Raw genomic sequence first — 19403 nt, 5'->3', positions numbered from 1 at the left:
GCTGCGGGAGGTGTGGGGGACGCATGTGCCGGCGGAGTCGTTCTGAGCCGACCGAATCGCGGTGGCCGAAAGGTGAGGGACACTGGTGGGATGTCCTCCCCCCGCCGGGCCTGTCCCGTCTGTGCCCGAGAGATCGCCGTCGTCGGCGGCCGCATCGCCCGTCACGACCCACCGGGCCGCCGCCCGGCGTTCACGTACGAGCTGATGTCCTGCCCCGGCTCGCGCCGCTCGGCCCCGCTCCTGGCGACGGAACCGGTGCTCTTCGACCCGGAGCAGCCGCCGATGGACGGCCAGCAGCAGCTGTTCTGACGGCTTGCGGTTGCCGCAGCGTCAACTTCTACGGTCGACGGCATGAGCGAGAACACCACCGCCGAGTCCGCGGTCGCCTTCGACCGCACCATCTACCCCATGCCGATGTTCGCCAACTTCAAGGTCGCGGACATCGCGGCCGCCGAGGCGTTCTACCACGCCGTCGGGTTCTTCACCCTGGCCACCATCCCGGGACCGGACGGGTCCCCCGCGCTGGTGCACCTGCGGCGGATGAAGTACCAGGACATCCTGCTCACCCCCGGTGAGCCGGTCCGTGGCAGCACCACCGTGAGCTTCGCCTCCGGCGGGCAGGACCTCGCGGAGCTGGCGGCCCTGCTCCGGGAGGCCCCACTGGCGGGAGCCCGGGTCGAGGGCCCCACGGACACCCTGTGGTTCACCTCCGACCTGGCCATCGACGACCCGGACGGGAACCGGGTGATCCTCACGGGGCTCCGCGAAGGGGAGCTGGAGCAGGCCACGGCGTGGGCCCAGGAGAACATCAGGACCGACTCCGCCGAGGCGCTCTAGCGCTCTAGCGGCAGACGACATCTCCCTCCGGACGCTGCCCGGTCGTGAGGAAATCGCTGACGACGCGATCGCCGCAGGCGTTGCCGTTCGCGAGGTACGCCCCGTGCCCGCCGGAGTCGACGGTGACCATCCGGGCCCGTTGCCCCCAGGACTTCCGCATTTCGAGGGCGCCGCTGTGGGGCGTGTTCGGGTCGCGCAGGTTCTGGATCATCAGGATGTTCGAGGGCCCCTGGGAGGTGATCCGGCCGGGCTTGTCGGCCGGCTCGTCCTTCCAGAACGCGCAGGGCAGGACACTGACGGGCATTCCCGCCGTCAGCGGGTGCCGGATCCGGTCGGCGGCCACGGCCCGCCGGTAGGCGGGGAGCGACCGCGGCCAGGCGACGTCGTTGCAGATGGTCGCCGTCCGTACGGCCGCGTCGTTCCGGGACACCGCCACGGGGAGGACGTCGGGGACCGTCAGCTCGCCCGTGGTGTCGCGGGCGGCGCGGATCAGTTTCGCCAGGGGCGCGAAACCCTTGTCGGAGGTGAGGGTTTGAAGCAGCCCCATCCGCAAACGGTTGCCGGTCAGCTCGTGCCCGTCGGCGAATGTACGCGGCGAGGCGTCGAGCTTCGCCGCCAGCGCGAGGAACACCGGCTGGACGGCCACGGGGGTGTCGGCCAGCCGGTCCGGGTTGCCGGGCGCCGAGGCCCACTTCGCGAAGTCGGGGAAGCGGTCCGCGGCCCCGACGGCCATGTTCGCCAGCCACCCGCGCGCGACCCGGGCGGGATCGGGGTCGCCCGAACTGTCCAGTACGACCCTGTCGGTCCGGTCGGGATGCTTCTGCGCGTACTGCGCCGCCACGTACGCCCCGTACGAGACGCCGTACGCCGACAGCTTCCGCTCGCCGAGGGCCTGGCGGAGGAGCTCGATGTCGCGCACCTCGTTGGCGGTCGTGAACGAGCGGAGGAGCGGGCCGCCGTTGCGGGCGCAGGCGTCGGCGATACGGCGGCCACGGGCGGCGTTCTCGCCGATGTCGCCGTCGGGGCCGGGCCAGGGGATGAAGTGGCTGATCTCCAGGTCGTCCTTGTCCAGCCCGCAGTCGGCGAGGCTGCTGCCGTGGGTGCCGGTGCCGCGCGGGTCGAAGCTCACGATGTCGTACGCCCCGCCGGTCTTCTCGCGCATGGCCTCGCCCTTCTGTTCCAGCAGGTCGAAACCGGAGCCGCCGGGCCCGCCGGGTATCAGCAGCAGCGTCCCGCGCCGGGCCTCCGGGTGGTCGGTACGGAGCCGGGAGACGGCGAGACGCGCCTGCGGGCCGCTCGGGTCGCGGTAGTCGACCGGTACGGACAGGTCGGCGCACTCCCTGGCGGGCGCGTCGGCGCAGGGCTTCCAGCCGAGGGCGGGTGCGGCCGCCGGTGCGGCCTGTGCCGGCGTGGCGAGGGTGGCGGCCACGGCGGAGGTGGCGAGTGCGAACAGGAGGGATTTGCGGGTGTGTTGGGTCGTCATGCCGACAAGGGTGGTCGTTCGGCGCCGCCTTGCCCATCCGGCCCGCCGTTCCCTTAAGGGTGGGGAAATCCCCACGGTCGCCGGGGGATTGGTCCCCAAGAATGCGTCATGACCGTTAGAGGTGGACTGTTCATGATTGGCCGGTATCGCGGTGTTGTGGGGCACAGGAGGCGGCCATGCCGCGCCACAGCGGCTCGAACGCGACAAACCCGGCCGCCCGTAACGGTGTTGAGGGGTGACTGACCTGCCTGTATACGGCCCCCGGCTGGCGCGGGTCGGCCGTCGTTTCCGGCAGGCCGTATAGGGGCCTTAGGGGAAGCCGTCCGGCCGAATACTTTTCCAGGTGACCGCACGGGACCGGCCTTCGGGAAAAGGGGCACGGAATGACCACGTCCAACAGCGAGTACACGATCCTCGTCCGGCCTTCCGTCGAAAAGCCATGGATCGGCGGAGGCTCCGTCCGGCTCACCGTCCACAACCTCACCGACGACGACAAGAACATCTCGGTCATCGAGTTCGACGTGGCCCAGGGGCAGACCGTCAGCACCAACGTCGGCCTTCAGGTGACCCAGCAGGGTCAGCACGTCACGGGAGCCGTCGAGAGCTGGAAGCAGAAAGTGCCCGCGCACGGCACACAGTTCGTCATCGTGACCTACAGCGGCAGTCTCGACCCGCTGCCCAAGAACATCAAGGTCGACGGCGTCCCGGCGGACGTGCCCGACTACGACACACCGCCCACCCCGGTCACCGACCTGCGGGTCGACAGGCCCCTCGGGCGCTCCGTGCTGCTCGACTGGACGCCCTCGACCGACGCGGTCGCGGTGATCGAGTACCACATCACCGTCGAGGTCCCCGGCCGGGAGCCGGTCGTCGTCACCGGGCCGCCCGCCCTCGTGGGCCGTCTGACGCCCGGCACCGACTACGAGGCGACCGTCGTCGCCATGAACATCCGCGGCCTGTTCTCCGAGCCCACCACGATCACGTTCAACTCCGGTGCGGCCTCGGGGGAACGGCCCGCCTGGGACATCCCGGTGATGCCGTTCATCGACTACGCCGGCGGCAACACCGTCTCCGGCGACTGGCACATCAACGAGATCACGCCCATCGCCCAGGCCACCGGCGTCCGGGGCGTGTCGCTCGGCTTCATCACGGTGGCGAACGACCAGATGGAGCCGTGCTGGGGCAGCATCCCCACCTACGACGCCATCAACGGCAAGCACAACGCGGAGGACGTCCGCGCCTTCAAGGAGCTGGGCGGGCACCCGGTCGTCTCCATCGGCGGCTGGACCAACCACATCGCGGAATACGTGTACACGGACGTGGAGAAGGTCTACGGCTGGTACTCGTCCATCCTCGACGCGTACGAGATCGACCGCATCGACTTCGACATCGAGGGCGCGGCCCAGAAGGACAAGGCGTTCCTCGCCCGGCACATCGCCATCGTCCTGAAGCTCCTGGACGCCCGCCCGCAGCTCCGCATCTCCTACACCCTGCCCGTCGACGCCGGGCGCGAACGCCGTCCCATCGACGTGTACGGGCCCGACGACCCGAACTGCCCGCCGGACCTCGTCGCCGGGTTCAACACCGACGGCCAGGCCTTCATCGGCATGCTCGCCGACGCGGGCATCCTCCCGTCGCTGTTCAACGGGATGACCATGACCATGGGCAACCCCACCCGCCCCCAGGGCACGGAGGCCGTCATCGCGACGCGCTTCATGCACCGCACGGTCAAGCAGGCCTACCCGCACCTCACGGACGCCGAGGTCTGGGCCCGGCTGGGCGCCTGTCCGATGTACGGCATCAACGACGGCGGCGAGCGCTTCCACGAGCAGGACATGCACGACCTCGTCGCCCACGCCCGTGACGTCCGGCTGGGCTCCATCGGCGGCTGGGACGCCCAGCGCGACTGGAACTCCAACCGCGCGACGACGAAGTGCGGCGTCGACACGGGCGACATCTCCCAGTGCACGTGGGAGCCCCAGACGCCCGGCACGTATCTGAAGATCGAGGCGTCGTACCAGAACTGACGCCCAAGGGGCCTGATCCGGGAGGCGGGTCCGGGGGCTGAGCCCCCGGACCCGTGTGCTCACCCGGCCAGCCCTGCCAGCCCCTCCAGTCCTGCCGGGAGCCCGGGCCCGCCGTCGCCGTATATGACGCCGAGGCGCTGGGTCGCGCGCGTCAGGGCGACGTACAGGTCGCTCGTCCCGAACTCGCCCGGCTCGACGACGATCACCGAGTCGAACTCCAGGCCCTTGGCCTGGCGCGGGTCGAGGAGGACCACGGGGTTGGTCAGGTCCGGGTTCGCGCCCGCCGACGCCGTCGGCAGGGCGGCGCGCAGGGCCGCGTGGTGCCGGTGCTGGGCGATGACCGCGAGGCGGCCCATCTCGCGGGCCGTCTCGGAGACGACCGCCTCGGCCACCGCGTCCGCCAGGTCCGCCGGGTCCGCCGCCGCGCCGGCGCCGCCGACGAAGCACGTCCACGGCCCTTCCCCCGTGGCCCGTACCGAGCTCGGCGGCTCGAAGGACGGATTCGCGGAACGGACGACACCGGCCGCGACCTCCATGATCTCGGCGGGCGTACGGTAGTTGACGCCCAGCCGGACGTGCTCCCAGCGGTCGCCCACGTACGGGGTGAGGATGGCGTCCCAGGCGCCGCAGCCGCCCGGTTCGGCGGTCTGGGCCGGGTCGCCGACCAGGGTCATGGAGCGGGTGGGGCAGCGGCGCATCAGCATGCGCCAGGCCATGGCGGACAGCTCCTGGGCCTCGTCGACGATGATGTGGCCGAACGCCCAGGTCCGGTCGGCGGCGGCGCGTTCGGCGGCGCTGCGGTGGTCGGCCTCCTCGTGGCGCTCGGCGAGGCGTTCCGCGTCGATGAGGTCGTGCGCGGCGAGGACCTCGGAGTCCTCGTCCTCGCGGTCCTCGAACTCCTGGGTGCGGGAGCCGTAGGAGAGGTCCAGGACGCCCTGGGCGTAGCGGACGCGCTCCTGTCGCGCGGCCTCGGCGGCGGCGCGTTCGGCGGAGTCGTCCTCGCCGAGGATTTCGGCGGCCTCGTCGAGAAGGGGGATGTCCGCCGGGGTCCAGGGGCCGCCGGCGCGCCGGATCGCCGCCGCGTCCTCCTCGGGGAGGTGGGTGGGGTCGGTGAGGTAGTCGCCGACGAACCCCTGCGGGGTGAGCGCCGGCCACAGGTCGTCGATGGCGGCGTGGACGTCGCGGTTGGCGGCGACGGCCTTGCCGAGCTGGGCGATGTCGTCCGGGCCGAGGAGGCTGGGACCGCCGTAGGGGTCGGCGCCGATGCGGTCGGCGATCTGGGCGGTGAGGGCGTCGATGACGCGGAAGGCGAAATAGGGGCGGGCGAGGTTGTGCGGCAGCCTGGTCTCCCGTGCCAGGCGCCGGGCCTCGGTGGCGATGTCCGTGTCGAGGACGAGCTCGCCGTCGTCGTGCTCGATGACGACGGGCGCGCCGGGCTCGGGCACGGTCTGCCGGTCGCGGACGTACGCCGCCAGGGCGGCGGCCATGCCGGCGGCGCCCTTGACCTCGGCGGCCCGGGCGGTGTCGGTGCCGGTGGCGCGGACGCCCGGGAAGAGTTCGGCGGGCGTGGCGAGGAGGACGCCGGTCTCGCCGAGCGCGGGCAGCACCTCGCCGATGTAGCCGAGGAAGGCCGGGTTGGGCCCGACGATCAGTACGGCGCGGCGGGCGAGCCGCTCGCGGTGGGCGTAGAGGAGGTACGCGGCCCGGTGGAGGGCGACGACGGTCTTGCCCGTGCCGGGGCCGCCCTCGACGACGAGGACGCCCTGGTGCGGGGCGCGGATGATGCGGTCCTGCTCGGCCTGGATGGTCTGCACGATGTCGTGCATCCGGCCGGTGCGGGCGGCGTCGAGCGCGGCGAGGAGGACGGCGTCCGCGTCGCTGCCCTCGTGGCCGGTACGGGCGGTGTCGGTGAGATCGAGGATCTCGTCGTGGAGGGCGGTGACCTTGTGGTTCTCGGTGGTGATGTGACGCCTGCGGCGGAGGCCCATGGGGGTGTGGCCGGTGGCGAGGTAGAACGGGCGGGCGACCTCGGCCCGCCAGTCGATCACCAGGGGCGTACGGTCCTCGTCGGCGGCGCGGATGCCGATGCGGCCGATGTGGTGGTCGGCGCCGTCGCGGAACAGCAGCCGTCCGAAGCACAGCCCGTGCTCCCCGGCGTTGAACGCGGCGAGCAGCCCGGACTGCTCGGCCACCATGACATCGCGCTCCTGCCGCGCCTGGAAGGTGGTGCCGTCCATCGCCAGGGCGCCCTTGACCGCCGCCTCGGCGCCGGAGCGCAGCTCGGCGAGCCGGTCGTAAAGCAGATCGATGAATTCCTGCTCATTGCGCATGCCCGTGTTTGACAATTCCACTCCCGCACGGATATGATGGCCTCATAAAGCTTCCCCATGCGTTGACTTGAGCAATGCATGGAAACAATCAATATACGCAGAGAAATGCCCCGGGCGTCAATACGCTCCGGGGCTTTGTTGTATTTCGGGGCTCATTCGGGGCTCAGCCGTCCGCCGGTTCCTCGTCCGTCGCCAGTCGCGCGTGCCGCTCCACGTCGTAGCGCACGCCGGAGTAGAGCAGCCGCTGCCGTTCGCGCCCCTCGACGGCGAAACCGGCGGCCGTGGCGACCCGGCAGGAGGCGATGTTGTCGATGCGGTGCCCCAATTCCAGCCGGAACAGCCCCAGGTCGTCGAAGGCCCACCGGCACACCGCCCGGCAGGCCGCCGTGGCGGCTCCCCGGCCCCGCGCGGATCTCGTCGTCCAGTAGGAGACCCAGCCCGTGGCGTGCCGGCGGTCGACCGCGCTCACCGTGACGTCCCCGAGCGCGGCGCGCGGATCCGCCCGCTCGACGACGGCGAACGAGTACGCCGCGTCCTCCTCCCACTGCCCGGCCCGCCGCCGGATCCAGCGCAGCGCCTCGTCGGCCGTGTCGACCGGCTGGGGCGCCTGCCATCGCATCAGCGGCTCCGCGTGGGCCTCCAGCAGGGCCGCGGCGTCCCGCGCCGCCCACGGCCGCAGCAGGAACAGGCCGCCCGGTACCGCTATCTCCTCGCGCATGCGGCGAGTCTGCGTCACGGACTTATGTCCGTACAACTCCTGTCCCGTTAGCGTGCGTTCGGGTGCGCGAGGGAAAGAGGTTCGCGTGACCGGTTTCGTGAGCGAAGAGTTCGAGGGGCTCCAGGCGCAGGTCCTGGGGCTGGCCGGGCGTGAGGTGTCGTCCCGGGAGGTCGTGAAGCGTTCGCTGCGGCGGATCGAGGCGGCCCAGGGGACGCTCAACGCCTTCCGGGTCGTCCGGGCCGAGGCCGCGTTGCGGGAGGCCGACGAGGCCGACCGGCGGCTCGCGGCGGGGGAGCGGCTGCCCCTGCTCGGCGTGCCCGTCGCCGTCAAGGACGACATGGACGTGGCGGGCGAGCCGACCGCCTTCGGCTGCCCGGGGGACTTCCCGCCGAGACGGGCGGACAGCGAGGCCGTCCGGCGATTACGGGCCGCCGGCGCGGTGATCGTCGGCAAGACGAACACCCCCGAGCTGGGGCAGTGGCCCGTCACGGACGGGCCCGCCTTCGGGGTGACCCGCAACCCCTGGAGCCCCAAGCACACCCCCGGCGGCTCGTCCGGCGGCTCCGCCGCGGCCGTCGCCGCCGGGCTGGTGCCGGCGGCCCTCGGCTCGGACGGCGCCGGGTCCATCCGGATCCCGGCCGCCTGGACCCATCTCGTCGGCATCAAGCCCCAGCGCGGGCGGATCTCCACCTGGCCGGAGCGCGAGGCGTTCCGGGGCATCACCTGCTTCGGGCCGCTGGCCCGCACCGTCGCCGACGCGGCGCTGCTGCTGGCGGCGGCGAGCGGCCCCCACGACGGCGACATCCACCGGCCGCCCGCCGTCGACGTGGTAGCGGCGGCCACGCACGAACCCCGCCGCCGGCTGAGGATCGCGCTGTCACTGCGGCCCGCCTTCGCGGCCGTGCGCAACGCCCTCGACCCCGCCGTGCGGACGGCGACCCTGCGCATGGCCGAGACTCTGGAGGCGCTGGGCCACGAGGTCGTGGAGGAGAACCCGCGCTACGGCCCCATCGGCTTCGCCTTCGTGCCGCGCTCGATGGCCGGCGTGCGCGACTGGACCGCGCGCGTGCCCGACCGGACGCTCCTGGACGGCCGTACGCGCGTCAACGCGCGCGGCGGGCTGCTGCTCGGCGGCGAGGTGCTGCGGGCGGCACGGGCGGCGGAGGCGCCGCTGCGGCGGCGCATCGGGGAGATGTTCTGGCGCTTCGACGCCGTGCTCACGCCCACCACGGCCGTGCCGCCGCTGCGCACGGGCGCGCTGGCGGGCCTCGGCAGCCGGGAGACCAACTCCCGGATGATCGCGGCCTGTCCGTACGCCTGGCCCTGGAACGTCCTCGGCTGGCCCGCCGTGAGCGTCCCGTCCGGCTTCACCGAGGACGGGCTGCCGCTGGGGGCACAACTGCTGGGACCGTCGAACAGCGAGCCGCTGCTGATCTCACTGGCCGCGCAACTGGAGGCGGACCTCCGCTGGCACGAGGTGTGGCCGGAGGGGCTGCCCGCTTAAGGGGCGCGAGGCAGTGTCGATATGCGGCTACCGCCGCGCGGGCGCGACAAGTCACGACGCGCCCGCGGATGACGTACGCGACACGCCCTGGTCAGGGAGCCAGAATGTCCAGCTCCGCCATCGCACCCGTGGCGATCTCACGGGTCAGCGCCTCCGCCCGCTCCGCGTCCCGCGCGCGCACGGCCTCGGCGACGCGGACGTGGAGGGTGACGGCGGCCGGGTCGGGGTCGGTGAACATCACGTGGTGGTGGGTGCGGCCGGTGAGGACCTCCGCGACCACGTCGCCCAGCCGCGCGAACATCTCGTTGCCGGACGCGCGCAGGATCACCCGGTGGAAGGCGATGTCGTGCACGAGATAGGCGTCCAGTTGCTGGCCGCGCGAGGTGGCGACCATGCCCAGGGCGTGCTCGGTGAGCTCGGCGCACTGCTCGGGGGTGGCCAGCAGGGCGGCCAGCCCGGCGGCGGCGGGCTCGATCGCCGAGCGCAGCACGGTCAGTGAGCGCAGCTGGCGCGGCCGGTCGGGGCCCGCCAGGCGCCAGCGGATGACGCGCGGGTCGTAGACGTTCCACTCGTCGGCGGGCAGGACGGTCACGCCGACGCGGCGCCGGGAGGCGACGAGGTTCATGGACTCCAGGACGCGTATCACCTCGCGGACGACCGAGCGCGAGACGTCGAAGCGCTCCTCCAGCTCGTCCGTGCGCAGCACGCTGCCCGCCGGATACTCGCCCGCCGTGATGGCGGGCCCGAGGGAGTCCAGCACGCGCGCGTGCAGCCCCTGGCCCCCCTGCCCCTGTTTGTCCATGGGATCAGCCTAAGGGCGGCCACGGCATGGATTAAGTATGACGTTTTAGTCACGAGGTCTTGAATACGTCGTACTCAATGAGCTTCAGTGAACCCTCAACAACCGATGTCGACGGAGACAGCGAGGTAGGCGTGATGGTCGTCGTGGTGATGGGCGTCGCCGGTACGGGCAAGACCACGGTCGGCCCCCTGGTGGCGGAGGCGCTGGGCGTCCCCTACGCCGAGGGCGACGACTTCCACCCGGCCGCCAACATCGCCAAGATGTCCGCCGGCACCCCGCTGGACGACGACGACCGCGCCCCCTGGCTCGACGCCATCGGCGACTGGGCCCGCGACCGCGCCGGGGCGGGTGCCGGGGGCGTCGTCAGCTGCTCCGCGCTCAAGCGCGTCTACCGCGACCGGCTGCGTGCCGCCGCGCCCGGGCTCGTCTTCCTCCACCTCACCGGCGACCGCGAGCTGATCGCCGGGCGGATGGCCGCCCGCAAGGGCCACTTCATGACCACCCGGCTGCTGGACTCCCAGTACGCCACCCTCGAACCGCTCCAGGCCGACGAAGCGGGCATCGCCGTAGATGTCACGCCCGAGGCGGCCGTCATCGCCGAGCGGGCGGTCGCCGCGCTGCGGCAGCTGTAAGCCCCTCCTTTCCCCCCTCCTTCCCCCCTTTAGGAAGCCCCGTGAGCACTCTCAGCGTCGAGATGCTGGCCGCGGCAGCACCCACCGCACCGATCACGTCGGCGGGTCACGCACAGCTGGGCATCGCCGTCCTCGTCGGCATCGCCGTCATCGTCCTCCTCATCAGCCGCTTCAAGCTCCACGCGTTCCTGTCCCTGACCGTCGGCTCGCTCGTCCTGGGCGCGGTCGCGGGCGCCCCGCTCGACAAGGTCATCACCAGCTTCACCACCGGCCTCGGCTCGACCGTCGCCGGAGTCGGCGTCCTCATCGCCCTCGGCTCGATCCTCGGCAAGCTGCTCGCCGACTCCGGCGGCGCCGACCAGATCGTCGACACGATCCTGGCGAGGGCGGGCCGCAGCTCCATGCCGTGGGCGATCGTGCTGATCGCGGGCGTCATAGGCCTTCCGCTGTTCTTCGAGGTCGGGATCGTGCTGCTGATCCCGGTCGTCCTGCTCGTCGCCAAGCGCGGCGGCCACAACCTGATGCGCATCGGCATCCCGGCCCTCGCCGGCCTGTCCGTCATGCACGGCCTGGTCCCCCCGCACCCCGGCCCGCTCGCCGCCATCGACGCCATCGGCGCCAACCTCGGCGTGACTCTCGCGCTGGGTGTCCTCATCGCCATCCCCACCGCGATCATCGCCGGCCCGCTCTTCTCCCGCTTCGCGGCCCGCTGGGTCGACGTCACCCCACCCGAGAAGCTCATCCCGCAGCGCCCGTCGGAGGAGCTGGAACGCCGCCCCGGCTTCGGGATCACCGTCGCCACGGTGCTGCTCCCGGTCGTGCTGATGCTGGCCAAGGCGCTCGTGGACGTGGTGGTCGACGACCCGAAGGCTCCTGCGCAGCGGGTGGCCGACGTCATCGGCTCGCCGCTGATCGCCCTGCTGGCGGCCGTCCTGGTGGGCATGTTCACGCTGGGCCGCGCGGCCGGCTTCGGCAAGGAGCGGCTGGCGGGGACGGTGGAGAAGTCCCTCGTTCCGATCGCCGGAATCCTGCTGATCGTGGGCGCGGGAGGCGGATTCAAGCAGACGCTGATCGACGTCGGCGTCGGCCGCATGATCCTCGACATCTCCAAGGACTGGTCGGTCTCCGCGCTCCTGCTGGCCTGGCTGATCGCGGTCGGTATCCGCCTCGCGACCGGCTCGGCGACCGTCGCCACCATCTCGGCGGCGGGGCTCGTGGCCCCGCTCGCCGCCGACATGAGCACGACGCACGCGGCGCTGCTGGTCCTGGCCGTGGGCGCGGGTTCGCTGTTCTTCTCCCACGTGAACGACGCGGGGTTCTGGATGGTGAAGGAGTACTTCGGGATGAGCGTCGGGCAGACGCTCAAGACGTGGTCTCTGATGGAGACGGTGATCTCGGTGGTGGGGCTGGGCTTTGTGATGCTCCTGTCGCTGGTGCTCTGACGGGTGGACCCCGGCCCCTGGAGGGGGGCGCCGCCTTGTCGTCAGGCAGCGTGCCCCTCCACGCGTAGGCCCTGTCGGCCGGGATTTTCGCTGTCATGCGGCCGGCTACACCCCTACGTACCGGGGGCGGCGCCGGGTGAGGTTCAACGCGGCGGCGCGGTCGGCCCGGTGGCCGACGAGGAAGGTCCTGGCCGTCGCGACGGCTACGGCCAGGCCGGGGGGCCGTAGGGCCCCGTACGACGTGAAGCGGCGGACGCCGCATCCGTTGCAGCGGGCCTCACCGGCCCGCTGATCCCACCCGGCCCGGTGCGCGCACCTCATCGCGGCCACGCGGGCAGGACGTGCGCCTCACGGAAGTGACTGCGCACGGCGACCATCGCGTCGACGGCCGCCTCGGTGTGTTCGCCGCCGTATTCGCCGGCGGCCCGCCGGGCCGTCTCGAGCCGCACGCACTCGGCGCAGCCGACGGGCGACGCGCTCGGCGCGGCAGCGCTCGCGCGCAGGCCCGCCGCCTCCCGTTCCGCCCTCGTCGCGAGCCGCAGTGCACCGGCGGGCGCCTCCCACTCCCGGCCGCCTCCGGGCCGCCTGATCTGTACGCGCGGGCCGACGTTGCCCATCACTTGGGCGAGCGTCGCGCTACGCGTGTCCACCACGTATGCGCCTTCGCGGTAGGTCACGGAATCTCCCCTTCGAGTTGACCTTTACGCAGAGCGGTTCCAGCGTTGCGCGCCGGAGCTACGCTCAACAGGGGTCGGCTGTTGTCCCAGCCACGAGACAACAAAGGGGAGTTGGGATCGTGGAACACCTGTCTGGCGATGAAGACTCTGCGCGAGCCACGCTTGCCATCGAGCTTCGGCGCCTCCGGGAGGAGTCCGGCAAGTCGCTCGCGCAGCTCTCGGAGGACACCTCGTACGACCGCACGTACCTGCATCGTCTGGAGACGGGGGAGCGGCTTTCCCAGCGCCCGGTGATGGAAGCGCTGGACGCCGTTTACGGAACGGGGCGTCTGCTGACCCGCCTGTGGAGGCTGGCACAGCAGGAATCGTTCAAGGACAAGTACAAGGACTTCATGCAGTACGAGGCCAGGGCCGTCATCATGCACAAGTACATGATGACGATTCCCGGGCTGTTGCAGACATAGGACTACGCCCGGATGGCGTTGTCCACGGCGCCGCCGCCCGTCGGTACTGACGAGCTGGAGAATCAGGTCGCCGCTCGGATCGGCAGGCAAGAACTCTTGCTTCGGGATCCGGCGCCGAACGTCCGGATCATCCTCGACGAAAGCGTGCTGCGACGGCTTCCCGCCGATTCGAAGATGTGGCAGGACCAGCTGACGCACATCGTGCACACGTCCACATTGCCGAACATGACGATCCAAGTGCTGCCGTTCAAGGCCGGGGTGCACTATCTGATGGGTGGATCGCTCTCGCTGCTGTGGCTGCCTGACGGCCACGCGGTCGCCTACCTTGAAGGCGCCAAGTCCGCGCGCTTGACGGACGATCCGCAGGAAGTTGCCCAGTTGCGCCTGGCTTACGATCGGGTTCGTGACATGGCGCTCTCTCCCATGGACTCGTTGACGTTCATCAAGCACCTGGAGGACGGCACATCATGAAGACTGCCCTCGACCTGGCCCCGGCCGAATGGCGAAAGAGCACCTATTGCGACGGAGGCGACGGGAACTGCCTCGAAGTCGCTGACAACATACCCGGCGCTGTCCCCGTCCGGGACAGCAAATACCCCCACGGGCCCGCCCTCCTCTTCCCCGCTACGGCATGGAAAACCTTCATCGCCACGCTGACGTGATGCAGGATCCCGCTGGCGCAAGCCGCCCTTGGCGCAAGTCCAGCCACAGCGGACCCGGCAACGGCGACTGCCTACAGGTCGCCAACCCCCACCGCACCACCGTCCACATCCGTGACTCCAAGACGGCCCCCGACGGACCCGCCCTGTCCATCCCCACCCAGGCATGGGAAACCTTCATCGCCGCCCTGCGATAACGCCGCATCCCGCTGTGTCCCAGGTCACCTGACCTCCCCACCCCCACCCGTCACATTCCTTCCGCCGCATCCGTCAGTGCATTGACGAAGCAATCCGGAAGGAAGTCACCATGACCGACAAGACCCTGACCCCCACCTCCCGCATGTCGAACCCCCTCGACCTGATCCCCGAGATCGCCGAGGTGTCCGCGGCCCTGTTCAAGGCCACCGGAAACGGTTCGGTGCCCCGCACCACGTTCGCGCTGATGCACCTGCGCGCCGGGCAGATCGTGGGCAACACGTACCTCACCGTCTTCCACTCCAACACCCTCCGCTCCGCAGGCGAGTCCGAGGAGCGGATCACCGCCGTGGCGTCCTGGCGGGACGCGCCGTACTTCACGGATGCCGAACGCGCCGCGCTCGCCCTCGTCGAGGGCGTACTGCTGCCGAACCGCCACGGCGAGCGGGTGACCGACGGGGTGTACGCCGAGGCGGCCCGGCACTACGACGCGAAGGCGCTCGCGACGCTCATGGTCGCGATCGGCCAGGTCAACTTCTTCATCCCGTTCGCCCTCATCGGGCGCCCCCTCCCCGGCAAGGCGCCGGCCGAGCAGTGGACCTGAGCGGACCCTAGGGGTAACCCGGTCCCCGAACTGGGTGATTCACCGGAGGTGGTGGGACCGGGGTCCCGACAATCATGGGCCGTATGGCAATCACGAACCGCAAGGCCCTCGCCCTCGCCGCCTGCGCCGGGGTCGCCGCCACTCTGGCGGTCACCCCCGCGCAGGCGGCTCCCGCAGTCGCGGCGAAGCCGTCCGCCCTCGCCTGGGCGCCCTGCGCCGACGCCCCTGCGCAGGAGTGCGCCGATCTGTCCGTACCGCTCGACTACCGGGAGCCCAAGGGCCGTTCGGTCAGCGTCGCCGTCTCCCGGCTCCGTAGTGACCGGCCCGAGGTCAGACGGGGCGTGCTGCTGGTCGTCCCCGGTGGGCCCGGCGATTCGGGCAGGGGGAAGCTGGCCATAGTGGGCGAGAGGTTACGGGCGGAGACGCGCGGCGCGTACGACATCGTGTCGTTCGATCCGCGCGGGGTCGGTGGGAGCACACGGGCCGACTGCGGGCTCGACCGGGACGATCTCGAGGTCACCCGCCTTCGCCCCTGGCCCGCGCCCGACGGTGACATCAGCGGGAGCGTCGCCGTGGCCCGCCGTGTCGCCGAGAGATGTGCCCGCAACGGCGGGGAGCTGATCCGGTCCTTCTCCACCCTCAATGAAGTCCGTGACATCGAGCGGCTCCGCCAGGCTCTCGGAGAGCGGAAGCTCTCGGCCTGGGCCACCTCGTACGGAACGTACGTGGGCGCCGTCTACGCGCAGAAGTACCCGGACCGCGTCGACCGGATGGTGCTCGACAGCATCGTGGACCCGGATCCGTCCCGCGTCGAGCGGGGCTGGTTCGCGAACATGTCGGGGGCGGTGGAGGACAGGTTCCCGGACTTCGCCAAGTGGGCCGCGGACCCGGCCCGTGACGCCCGGCACCGCGTCGCCGAACGGCCCGAGGACGTGAGACCGTTGTTCCTGGCGCTCGCGGAGCGGCTGGACCGGGTGCCGGAGCGGGGCCCGGACGGCAAGGAGCGGCTCACCGGGAACCGGCTGCGGGCCCGGCTCCAGTCGGCCCTCTACGGCGACAGCGCCTTCCCCGGGCTCGCCGAGCTGATCGTCTCGGCCCGTGACGTGGGCGACGCCCCTCCGCCCGCCGTGGAACCGATGTCCGTGTCGTCCGCCGACGCCGCCGTCCACATCGGCGTCATCTGCAACGACGTGCGCTGGCCCCGGTCGGTCGCCTCGTACGAGCGCGACGTCGCCGCCGACCGGCTCCGGTACCCGCTGACGGCCGGGATGCCCGCCAACGTCATGCCGTGCGCGTTCTGGAAGAACGACACGGCGGAGAAGCCGGTGCGAATAACGGACGAGGGCCCCTCGAACATCCTCATGGTGCAGAACCTCCGCGACCCCGCCACACCGCACCGGGGAGCGCTGAGGATGCGGGAGGCCCTCGGTGACCGTGCCCGGATGGTCAGCGTCGACTCCGGCGGTCACGGCGCGTACCTCCGCAACGGGAACGCCTGCGGCGACCGGACGGTCACCGCTTTCCTCACCACGGGCGAGCGGCCGGAACGGGACGCCGCCCGGGGCCGTCGCCCGCGCGTCACCCTGCCAGCGCCGCCAGGTACGCGGCCACGTCCCCCGCGTCGTCCGTCGCCATGCCCACGTACCCGTCCGGGCGGATCACGAAGTACCCCGACCCGTAGGCCTCCTTGACGTGCCCGTCCACGTCCACCGGGCGGAACACGCGAACCCACTCCGGCACGGTGAACTCCGCGTCCCCCAGCGCCAGGACCGTGGCGTGCGGGCCCTGGAAGACGTCGAAGAGGCGGACCCGCGCCCCGGAGGCGGGGTCCTCGCACGGTGCGTCCGGGGCGCGGTAGCCCGCGCGCAGGGCGCCCTCGGGGAGGTCGTGGCGCAGCTCGCGGGTGAGCGGGCTGTCCGGGTAGCCGACGTGGAGCTGGAGGGTCTCCTCGCCGCGCTTGGGCAGGGTGTTGTCGTCCTCGTGGTGGATGCGGGTGCTCAGGCCCAGGACGTCGGCCGCGACGCCCATCCGCTCGGTCGCGTAGGTGTCGAGGAGGGAGTCGGCCGCCCCGCGCCGCAGGACCGCGTCGAGCTTCCAGCCGAGGTTGTAGGCGTCCTGGATGCTGGTGTTGAGGCCCTGGCCGCCGGCCGGGGAGTGGACGTGGGCGGCGTCGCCGGCGAGGAAGACGCGCCCTGTGCGGAATCGTTCCGCCATGGCCATGCGCGGCCGGAACGCCGACGTCCAGTGGACCGCGCCCGCCTTCAGGTCGCTCCGGCCCGTCCGCTCCTCGATCAGGCGCTGGAGGGCTTCCGTGGTGCCGTCGCGCTCGGGGTCCGGCTGGGCGTCGGGGCCCTCGTAGCGGGCGACGAGCTGGAAGGTCTCGACGCCCTCCAGCGGGCGCAGCATCAGCCGGCCGCCCGGGGCGTCCGTCCAGACGTGCCAGTGGGTGCGCTCCAGCCCGTCGACGACGACGTCGGCGAGGAGGGAGACGCGCTCGTCGACGGGCTCCCCGGCGAAGCCGACGCCCAGTGCCCGGCGCACACTGCTGCGGCCGCCGTCGGCGCCGACCAGATAGCGGGCCCGTACAGTCTCGGTCGTGCCGTCCGGCCCGGTGAGCGTGGCCGTGACGCCGTCGGCGTCCTGTTCGAAGCCGGTCAGCTCGGTCCCGAAGTCCACGTGGCCGCCGAGCTCTTCGAGCCGCGCGGCGAGGATCTCCACCGTGCGCCACTGGGGCAGCATCATGATCTCGCCGTACGGAACGGCCGGCGTGGGCTCGGCGCGGACGGTCATGACCCACTCGCGGGCCTGCCCGTCGCCGCCCCACAGCATCAGCGGCGGGCACGGGCCGCCCGCGGCCCGCATGGCCCCGAGCACGCCCAGGTCCTCGAAGACCTCCAGCGAGCGCGGCTGGAGGCCCGCCCCGCGCGAGCCGGGGAAGCCCCGGTCGGCGCGGTCGACGACGCGGTGGCTTATGCCGCGCCGGGCCAGGTCGGCGGCGAGGACCAGGCCCGTCGGCCCGGCGCCCGCGATCAGGACGTCCGTGTGCGTGGTCACGTCGGTGGTGGTCAACGTGATCCCCCCTCTTCCTTAACGTTGTTAAGTTCGGAACGCTCCCCAGCGTGCACTTAACGTTGTTAAGGTGTCAAGGTGGCAACTCGAATTGACAGAAACCAGGTCGCTGTGACCGCGCTCCGCCTGCTGAACGAGGTGGGCCTCGAAGGCCTCACCCTGCGCAGGATCGCCAAGGAGCTGGACGTCCAGGCCCCGGCGCTCTACTGGCACTTCAAGAACAAGCAGGAACTGCTCGACGAGATGGCGACGGAGATGTTCCGCCGCATGGGCACCGCCTTCTGCGCCGTCGACTCCTCCGGCTGGCAGGTGTTCATGTCCGGCGCGGCCCACGTCATCCGGGACTCCGTGCTCGGCTACCGCGACGGCGCCAAGGTCTTCAGCGGCACGCGCTTCCGGGGCGACGACTACGCCGGTCCCGTGGACGAGATGATGCGGACGCTGGTGGACGCCGGGTTCACGCTGCCGGCCGCCGCACGCGCCTGGTTCACCGTCCAGTGCTACACGCTCGGGCACGTGATCGAGGAACAGTCCGTGTACCCGTTCCCCGGCGGCGAGCGCGACCCCTACTACGAGCAGGCCGCGCGCGCCCAGCGCCTGGAAGGCCATCCGCTCACCGCCGACGCGGGGCAGGTGTTCTTCAACGACCTCGACACCGGCTTCGACACCGGCCTGCGCGCGGTCATCGCCGGCATCGAGGCCACGCTGCTACCCGCGCTGCCCGCCGAGTGACGCGCCGCCGTCCAGCGCCTTGCGCACCATGGGAGTGAACCGCCGCTCCACGAACCGGTGCAGCGCCCACGCCAGCACCAGCATCACCAGCAGCGTCAGCGCGAACGTCGCGTACGACGGGATGCCCAGCCCCCGGTGCAGCCCGCCGATCACCACCCACCCCAGGTGCTCGTGCACCAGGTAGAACGGGTACGTGAGCGCGCCCGCGAACGGCAGCCAGCGCCATGTCGCCCACCCCGTCCTGCCCGTGGCCACCGCCGCGACGGCCGCGTACCCGAGGGCGAGGACGGCGATGACGACGTAGGCGGAGCGGGTGGAGAAGTAGTGGGGGTTCGGCGGGTGGACGAGGCCCGCCACCGCGTAGTGCTGGCCGAGCAGGAAGCTCACGCCGACGATGCCCCAGGCCAGCGCGTCATTGCCGAAGCGGTGGACCAGATAGAGGCCGATGCCGCCGATGAAGAACGCCGAGTGCTCCGGCATGAACACCACGCGCAGGAACTCGACGTGCGAGGCGGAGGTGATCACCGTCATCAGCGTCCACACCGCGCAGAACAGCACCACCCGCCGCCGCGAGGCCCCGGGCAGTACGACGAACAGCGCGAACAGCGCGTAGAAGCGCAGCTCCGCCCAGAGCGTCCAGCACACCCCCAGCACCCGGTCGGCGCCGACGGGCTGCTGGAGCATGCTGAGATTGACGAGCGTGTCGCTGGGGGAGACCGTCCTGTACGTCACCCACGGCAGTGCGAACACCAGCGTGACCAGGACGATCGCGGCCCAGTAGGCGGGGTAGAGCCGGGCGGCGCGCGAGGCGAAGAAGGACCGCAGGGGCCGGCCCCAGCCGCTCATGCAGATCACGAACCCGCTGATGACGAAGAAGATCTGCACCCCGAGACAGCCGTAGGCGAACGCCGCGGACAGGTGCGGGAACTCATGGCGGGGCGAGGCGCCCCAGGCCCGGCTGACGTCGCCGTCCCGCCCGCCGTAGTGGTACAGCGCCACCATCAGGGCGGCGACGAGCCGCAGCCCGTCCAGGGCGTACAGCCGCCCCGACGACCGGGCGCGGGCCTTCTCCACACGGGGCGCGGGCAGAGAAGGGGCGGACGTGGGGCTTGTGACCGTCATGCGGGAGTCGCTTTCTTCGGCCTCGTCAGCCGTCGCTTCATGGCCCGCGCCCGGCGGGCGGCCTTCCGGACGGTGGGATTGCGGGGGAGGAAGGCGAGTTGGGAGG

The 19403-nt window shown here is 71.6% G+C and carries 21 protein-coding genes; 13 read left to right on the top strand and 8 right to left on the bottom strand.

Going from position 1 to position 19403, the window contains the following annotated elements:
- The first annotated feature begins 90 nt into the window (after nt 1-90).
- Nucleotides 91-309: a hypothetical protein gene (locus K6I33_RS14520; RefSeq protein WP_229351826.1), complete on the top strand. Its 219-nt coding sequence runs from the start codon at nt 91-93 to the stop codon at nt 307-309.
- Between the two features lie 42 nt (nt 310-351).
- Nucleotides 352-837 (top strand): VOC family protein, encoded by a 486-nt coding sequence (locus tag K6I33_RS14515; RefSeq protein ID WP_229351825.1) that lies wholly within the window; start codon nt 352-354, stop codon nt 835-837.
- A 4-nt stretch (nt 838-841) separates the two neighbouring features.
- Here K6I33_RS14515 and K6I33_RS14510 read toward each other — a convergent pair whose 3' ends face one another.
- The gene (locus K6I33_RS14510; protein WP_229351824.1) at nt 842-2320 is read right to left on the bottom strand and encodes an alpha/beta hydrolase; all 1479 of its coding nucleotides are present in this window, start codon (nt 2318-2320) and stop codon (nt 842-844) included.
- Nucleotides 2321-2703: 383 nt separating this feature from the next.
- Between K6I33_RS14510 and K6I33_RS14505 the strand changes: the two genes are divergently transcribed.
- Nucleotides 2704-4347: a fibronectin type III domain-containing protein gene (locus K6I33_RS14505; protein WP_229351823.1), complete on the top strand. Its 1644-nt coding sequence runs from the start codon at nt 2704-2706 to the stop codon at nt 4345-4347.
- Between the two features lie 59 nt (nt 4348-4406).
- Here the strand turns inward: K6I33_RS14505 and K6I33_RS14500 are convergent, their stop codons facing one another.
- Together K6I33_RS14500 and K6I33_RS14495 are read right to left on the bottom strand one after the other, a co-directional pair.
- A complete protein-coding gene (locus tag K6I33_RS14500) occupies nt 4407-6677 on the bottom strand; it encodes a DNA/RNA helicase domain-containing protein (protein ID WP_229351822.1) in 2271 nt (756 codons plus the stop codon).
- A 163-nt stretch (nt 6678-6840) separates the two neighbouring features.
- On the bottom strand, nt 6841-7395 hold the full coding sequence (locus K6I33_RS14495) for a GNAT family N-acetyltransferase (protein ID WP_229351820.1): 555 nt from the start codon (nt 7393-7395) through the stop codon (nt 6841-6843).
- Here K6I33_RS14495 and K6I33_RS14490 point away from each other — a divergent pair.
- Entirely contained in the window at nt 7394-8899 is a 1506-nt protein-coding gene (locus K6I33_RS14490; RefSeq protein WP_374284505.1) for an amidase, read from the top strand. The genes K6I33_RS14495 and K6I33_RS14490 overlap by 2 nt on opposite strands.
- A gap of 91 nt (nt 8900-8990) precedes the next feature.
- On the opposite strand, the gene K6I33_RS14485 is transcribed toward K6I33_RS14490, so the two are convergent.
- Nucleotides 8991-9701, bottom strand: coding sequence for a FadR/GntR family transcriptional regulator (locus K6I33_RS14485; RefSeq protein ID WP_229351817.1), 711 nt, complete (start codon nt 9699-9701; stop codon nt 8991-8993).
- A 77-nt stretch (nt 9702-9778) separates the two neighbouring features.
- Between K6I33_RS14485 and K6I33_RS14480 the strand changes: the two genes are divergently transcribed.
- Both K6I33_RS14480 and K6I33_RS14475 read left to right on the top strand, forming a co-directional pair.
- Nucleotides 9779-10333, top strand: coding sequence for a gluconokinase (locus tag K6I33_RS14480; RefSeq protein ID WP_229351815.1), 555 nt, complete (start codon nt 9779-9781; stop codon nt 10331-10333).
- A 41-nt stretch (nt 10334-10374) separates the two neighbouring features.
- Nucleotides 10375-11775: a gluconate:H+ symporter gene (locus K6I33_RS14475; RefSeq protein ID WP_229351812.1), complete on the top strand. Its 1401-nt coding sequence runs from the start codon at nt 10375-10377 to the stop codon at nt 11773-11775.
- Between the two features lie 105 nt (nt 11776-11880).
- Here the strand turns inward: K6I33_RS14475 and K6I33_RS36590 are convergent, their stop codons facing one another.
- Complete coding sequence (locus K6I33_RS36590; RefSeq protein ID WP_374284512.1) at nt 11881-12096, bottom strand: DUF6255 family natural product biosynthesis protein; 216 nt, start codon at nt 12094-12096, stop codon at nt 11881-11883.
- Nucleotides 12093-12452: a hypothetical protein gene (locus K6I33_RS14470; RefSeq protein ID WP_229351832.1), complete on the bottom strand. Its 360-nt coding sequence runs from the start codon at nt 12450-12452 to the stop codon at nt 12093-12095. The genes K6I33_RS36590 and K6I33_RS14470 overlap by 4 nt, the downstream gene beginning before the upstream one ends.
- Nucleotides 12453-12571: 119 nt before the next feature.
- Between K6I33_RS14470 and K6I33_RS36340 the strand changes: the two genes are divergently transcribed.
- The 6 genes from K6I33_RS36340 (at nt 12572) to K6I33_RS14445 (ending at nt 16065) form a co-directional block, all read left to right on the top strand.
- Nucleotides 12572-12916, top strand: coding sequence for a helix-turn-helix transcriptional regulator (locus K6I33_RS36340; protein WP_308297159.1), 345 nt, complete (start codon nt 12572-12574; stop codon nt 12914-12916).
- A 12-nt stretch (nt 12917-12928) separates the two neighbouring features.
- The gene (locus K6I33_RS36335; protein WP_308297158.1) at nt 12929-13387 is read left to right on the top strand and encodes a DUF5753 domain-containing protein; all 459 of its coding nucleotides are present in this window, start codon (nt 12929-12931) and stop codon (nt 13385-13387) included.
- A complete protein-coding gene (locus K6I33_RS14460; protein WP_229351810.1) occupies nt 13384-13578 on the top strand; it encodes a DUF397 domain-containing protein in 195 nt (64 codons plus the stop codon). The genes K6I33_RS36335 and K6I33_RS14460 overlap by 4 nt, the downstream gene beginning before the upstream one ends.
- Nucleotides 13578-13772 carry a DUF397 domain-containing protein gene (locus K6I33_RS14455; protein WP_229351808.1) on the top strand — a complete coding sequence of 65 codons (195 nt, stop codon included), beginning with the start codon at nt 13578-13580 and terminating at the stop codon, nt 13770-13772. Before K6I33_RS14460 ends, K6I33_RS14455 begins: the two co-directional genes overlap by 1 nt.
- Before the next feature lie 110 nt (nt 13773-13882).
- The gene (locus tag K6I33_RS14450; RefSeq protein WP_229351806.1) at nt 13883-14374 is read left to right on the top strand and encodes a carboxymuconolactone decarboxylase family protein; all 492 of its coding nucleotides are present in this window, start codon (nt 13883-13885) and stop codon (nt 14372-14374) included.
- Between the two features lie 83 nt (nt 14375-14457).
- Nucleotides 14458-16065: an alpha/beta hydrolase gene (locus K6I33_RS14445; protein WP_229351804.1), complete on the top strand. Its 1608-nt coding sequence runs from the start codon at nt 14458-14460 to the stop codon at nt 16063-16065.
- Here K6I33_RS14445 and K6I33_RS14440 read toward each other — a convergent pair.
- The gene (locus K6I33_RS14440) at nt 15953-17443 is read right to left on the bottom strand and encodes an FAD-dependent monooxygenase (RefSeq protein WP_229351803.1); all 1491 of its coding nucleotides are present in this window, start codon (nt 17441-17443) and stop codon (nt 15953-15955) included. The genes K6I33_RS14445 and K6I33_RS14440 overlap by 113 nt on opposite strands.
- A 78-nt stretch (nt 17444-17521) precedes the next feature.
- Between K6I33_RS14440 and K6I33_RS14435 the strand changes: the two genes are divergently transcribed.
- Nucleotides 17522-18175, top strand: coding sequence for a TetR/AcrR family transcriptional regulator C-terminal domain-containing protein (locus K6I33_RS14435; protein WP_229351801.1), 654 nt, complete (start codon nt 17522-17524; stop codon nt 18173-18175).
- Here the strand turns inward: K6I33_RS14435 and K6I33_RS14430 are convergent.
- On the bottom strand, nt 18152-19297 hold the full coding sequence (locus K6I33_RS14430; RefSeq protein WP_229351799.1) for an acyltransferase: 1146 nt from the start codon (nt 19295-19297) through the stop codon (nt 18152-18154). The two genes, K6I33_RS14435 and K6I33_RS14430, sit on opposite strands and share 24 nt — an antisense overlap.
- Nucleotides 19298-19403 lie beyond the last annotated feature (106 nt).

Origin of the sequence: Streptomyces sp. UNOB3_S3, assembly GCF_020740895.1 — a bacterium.
GTDB lineage: Bacteria > Actinomycetota > Actinomycetes > Streptomycetales > Streptomycetaceae > Streptomyces.
This window is presented reverse-complemented; position numbering and strand designations above follow the sequence as displayed.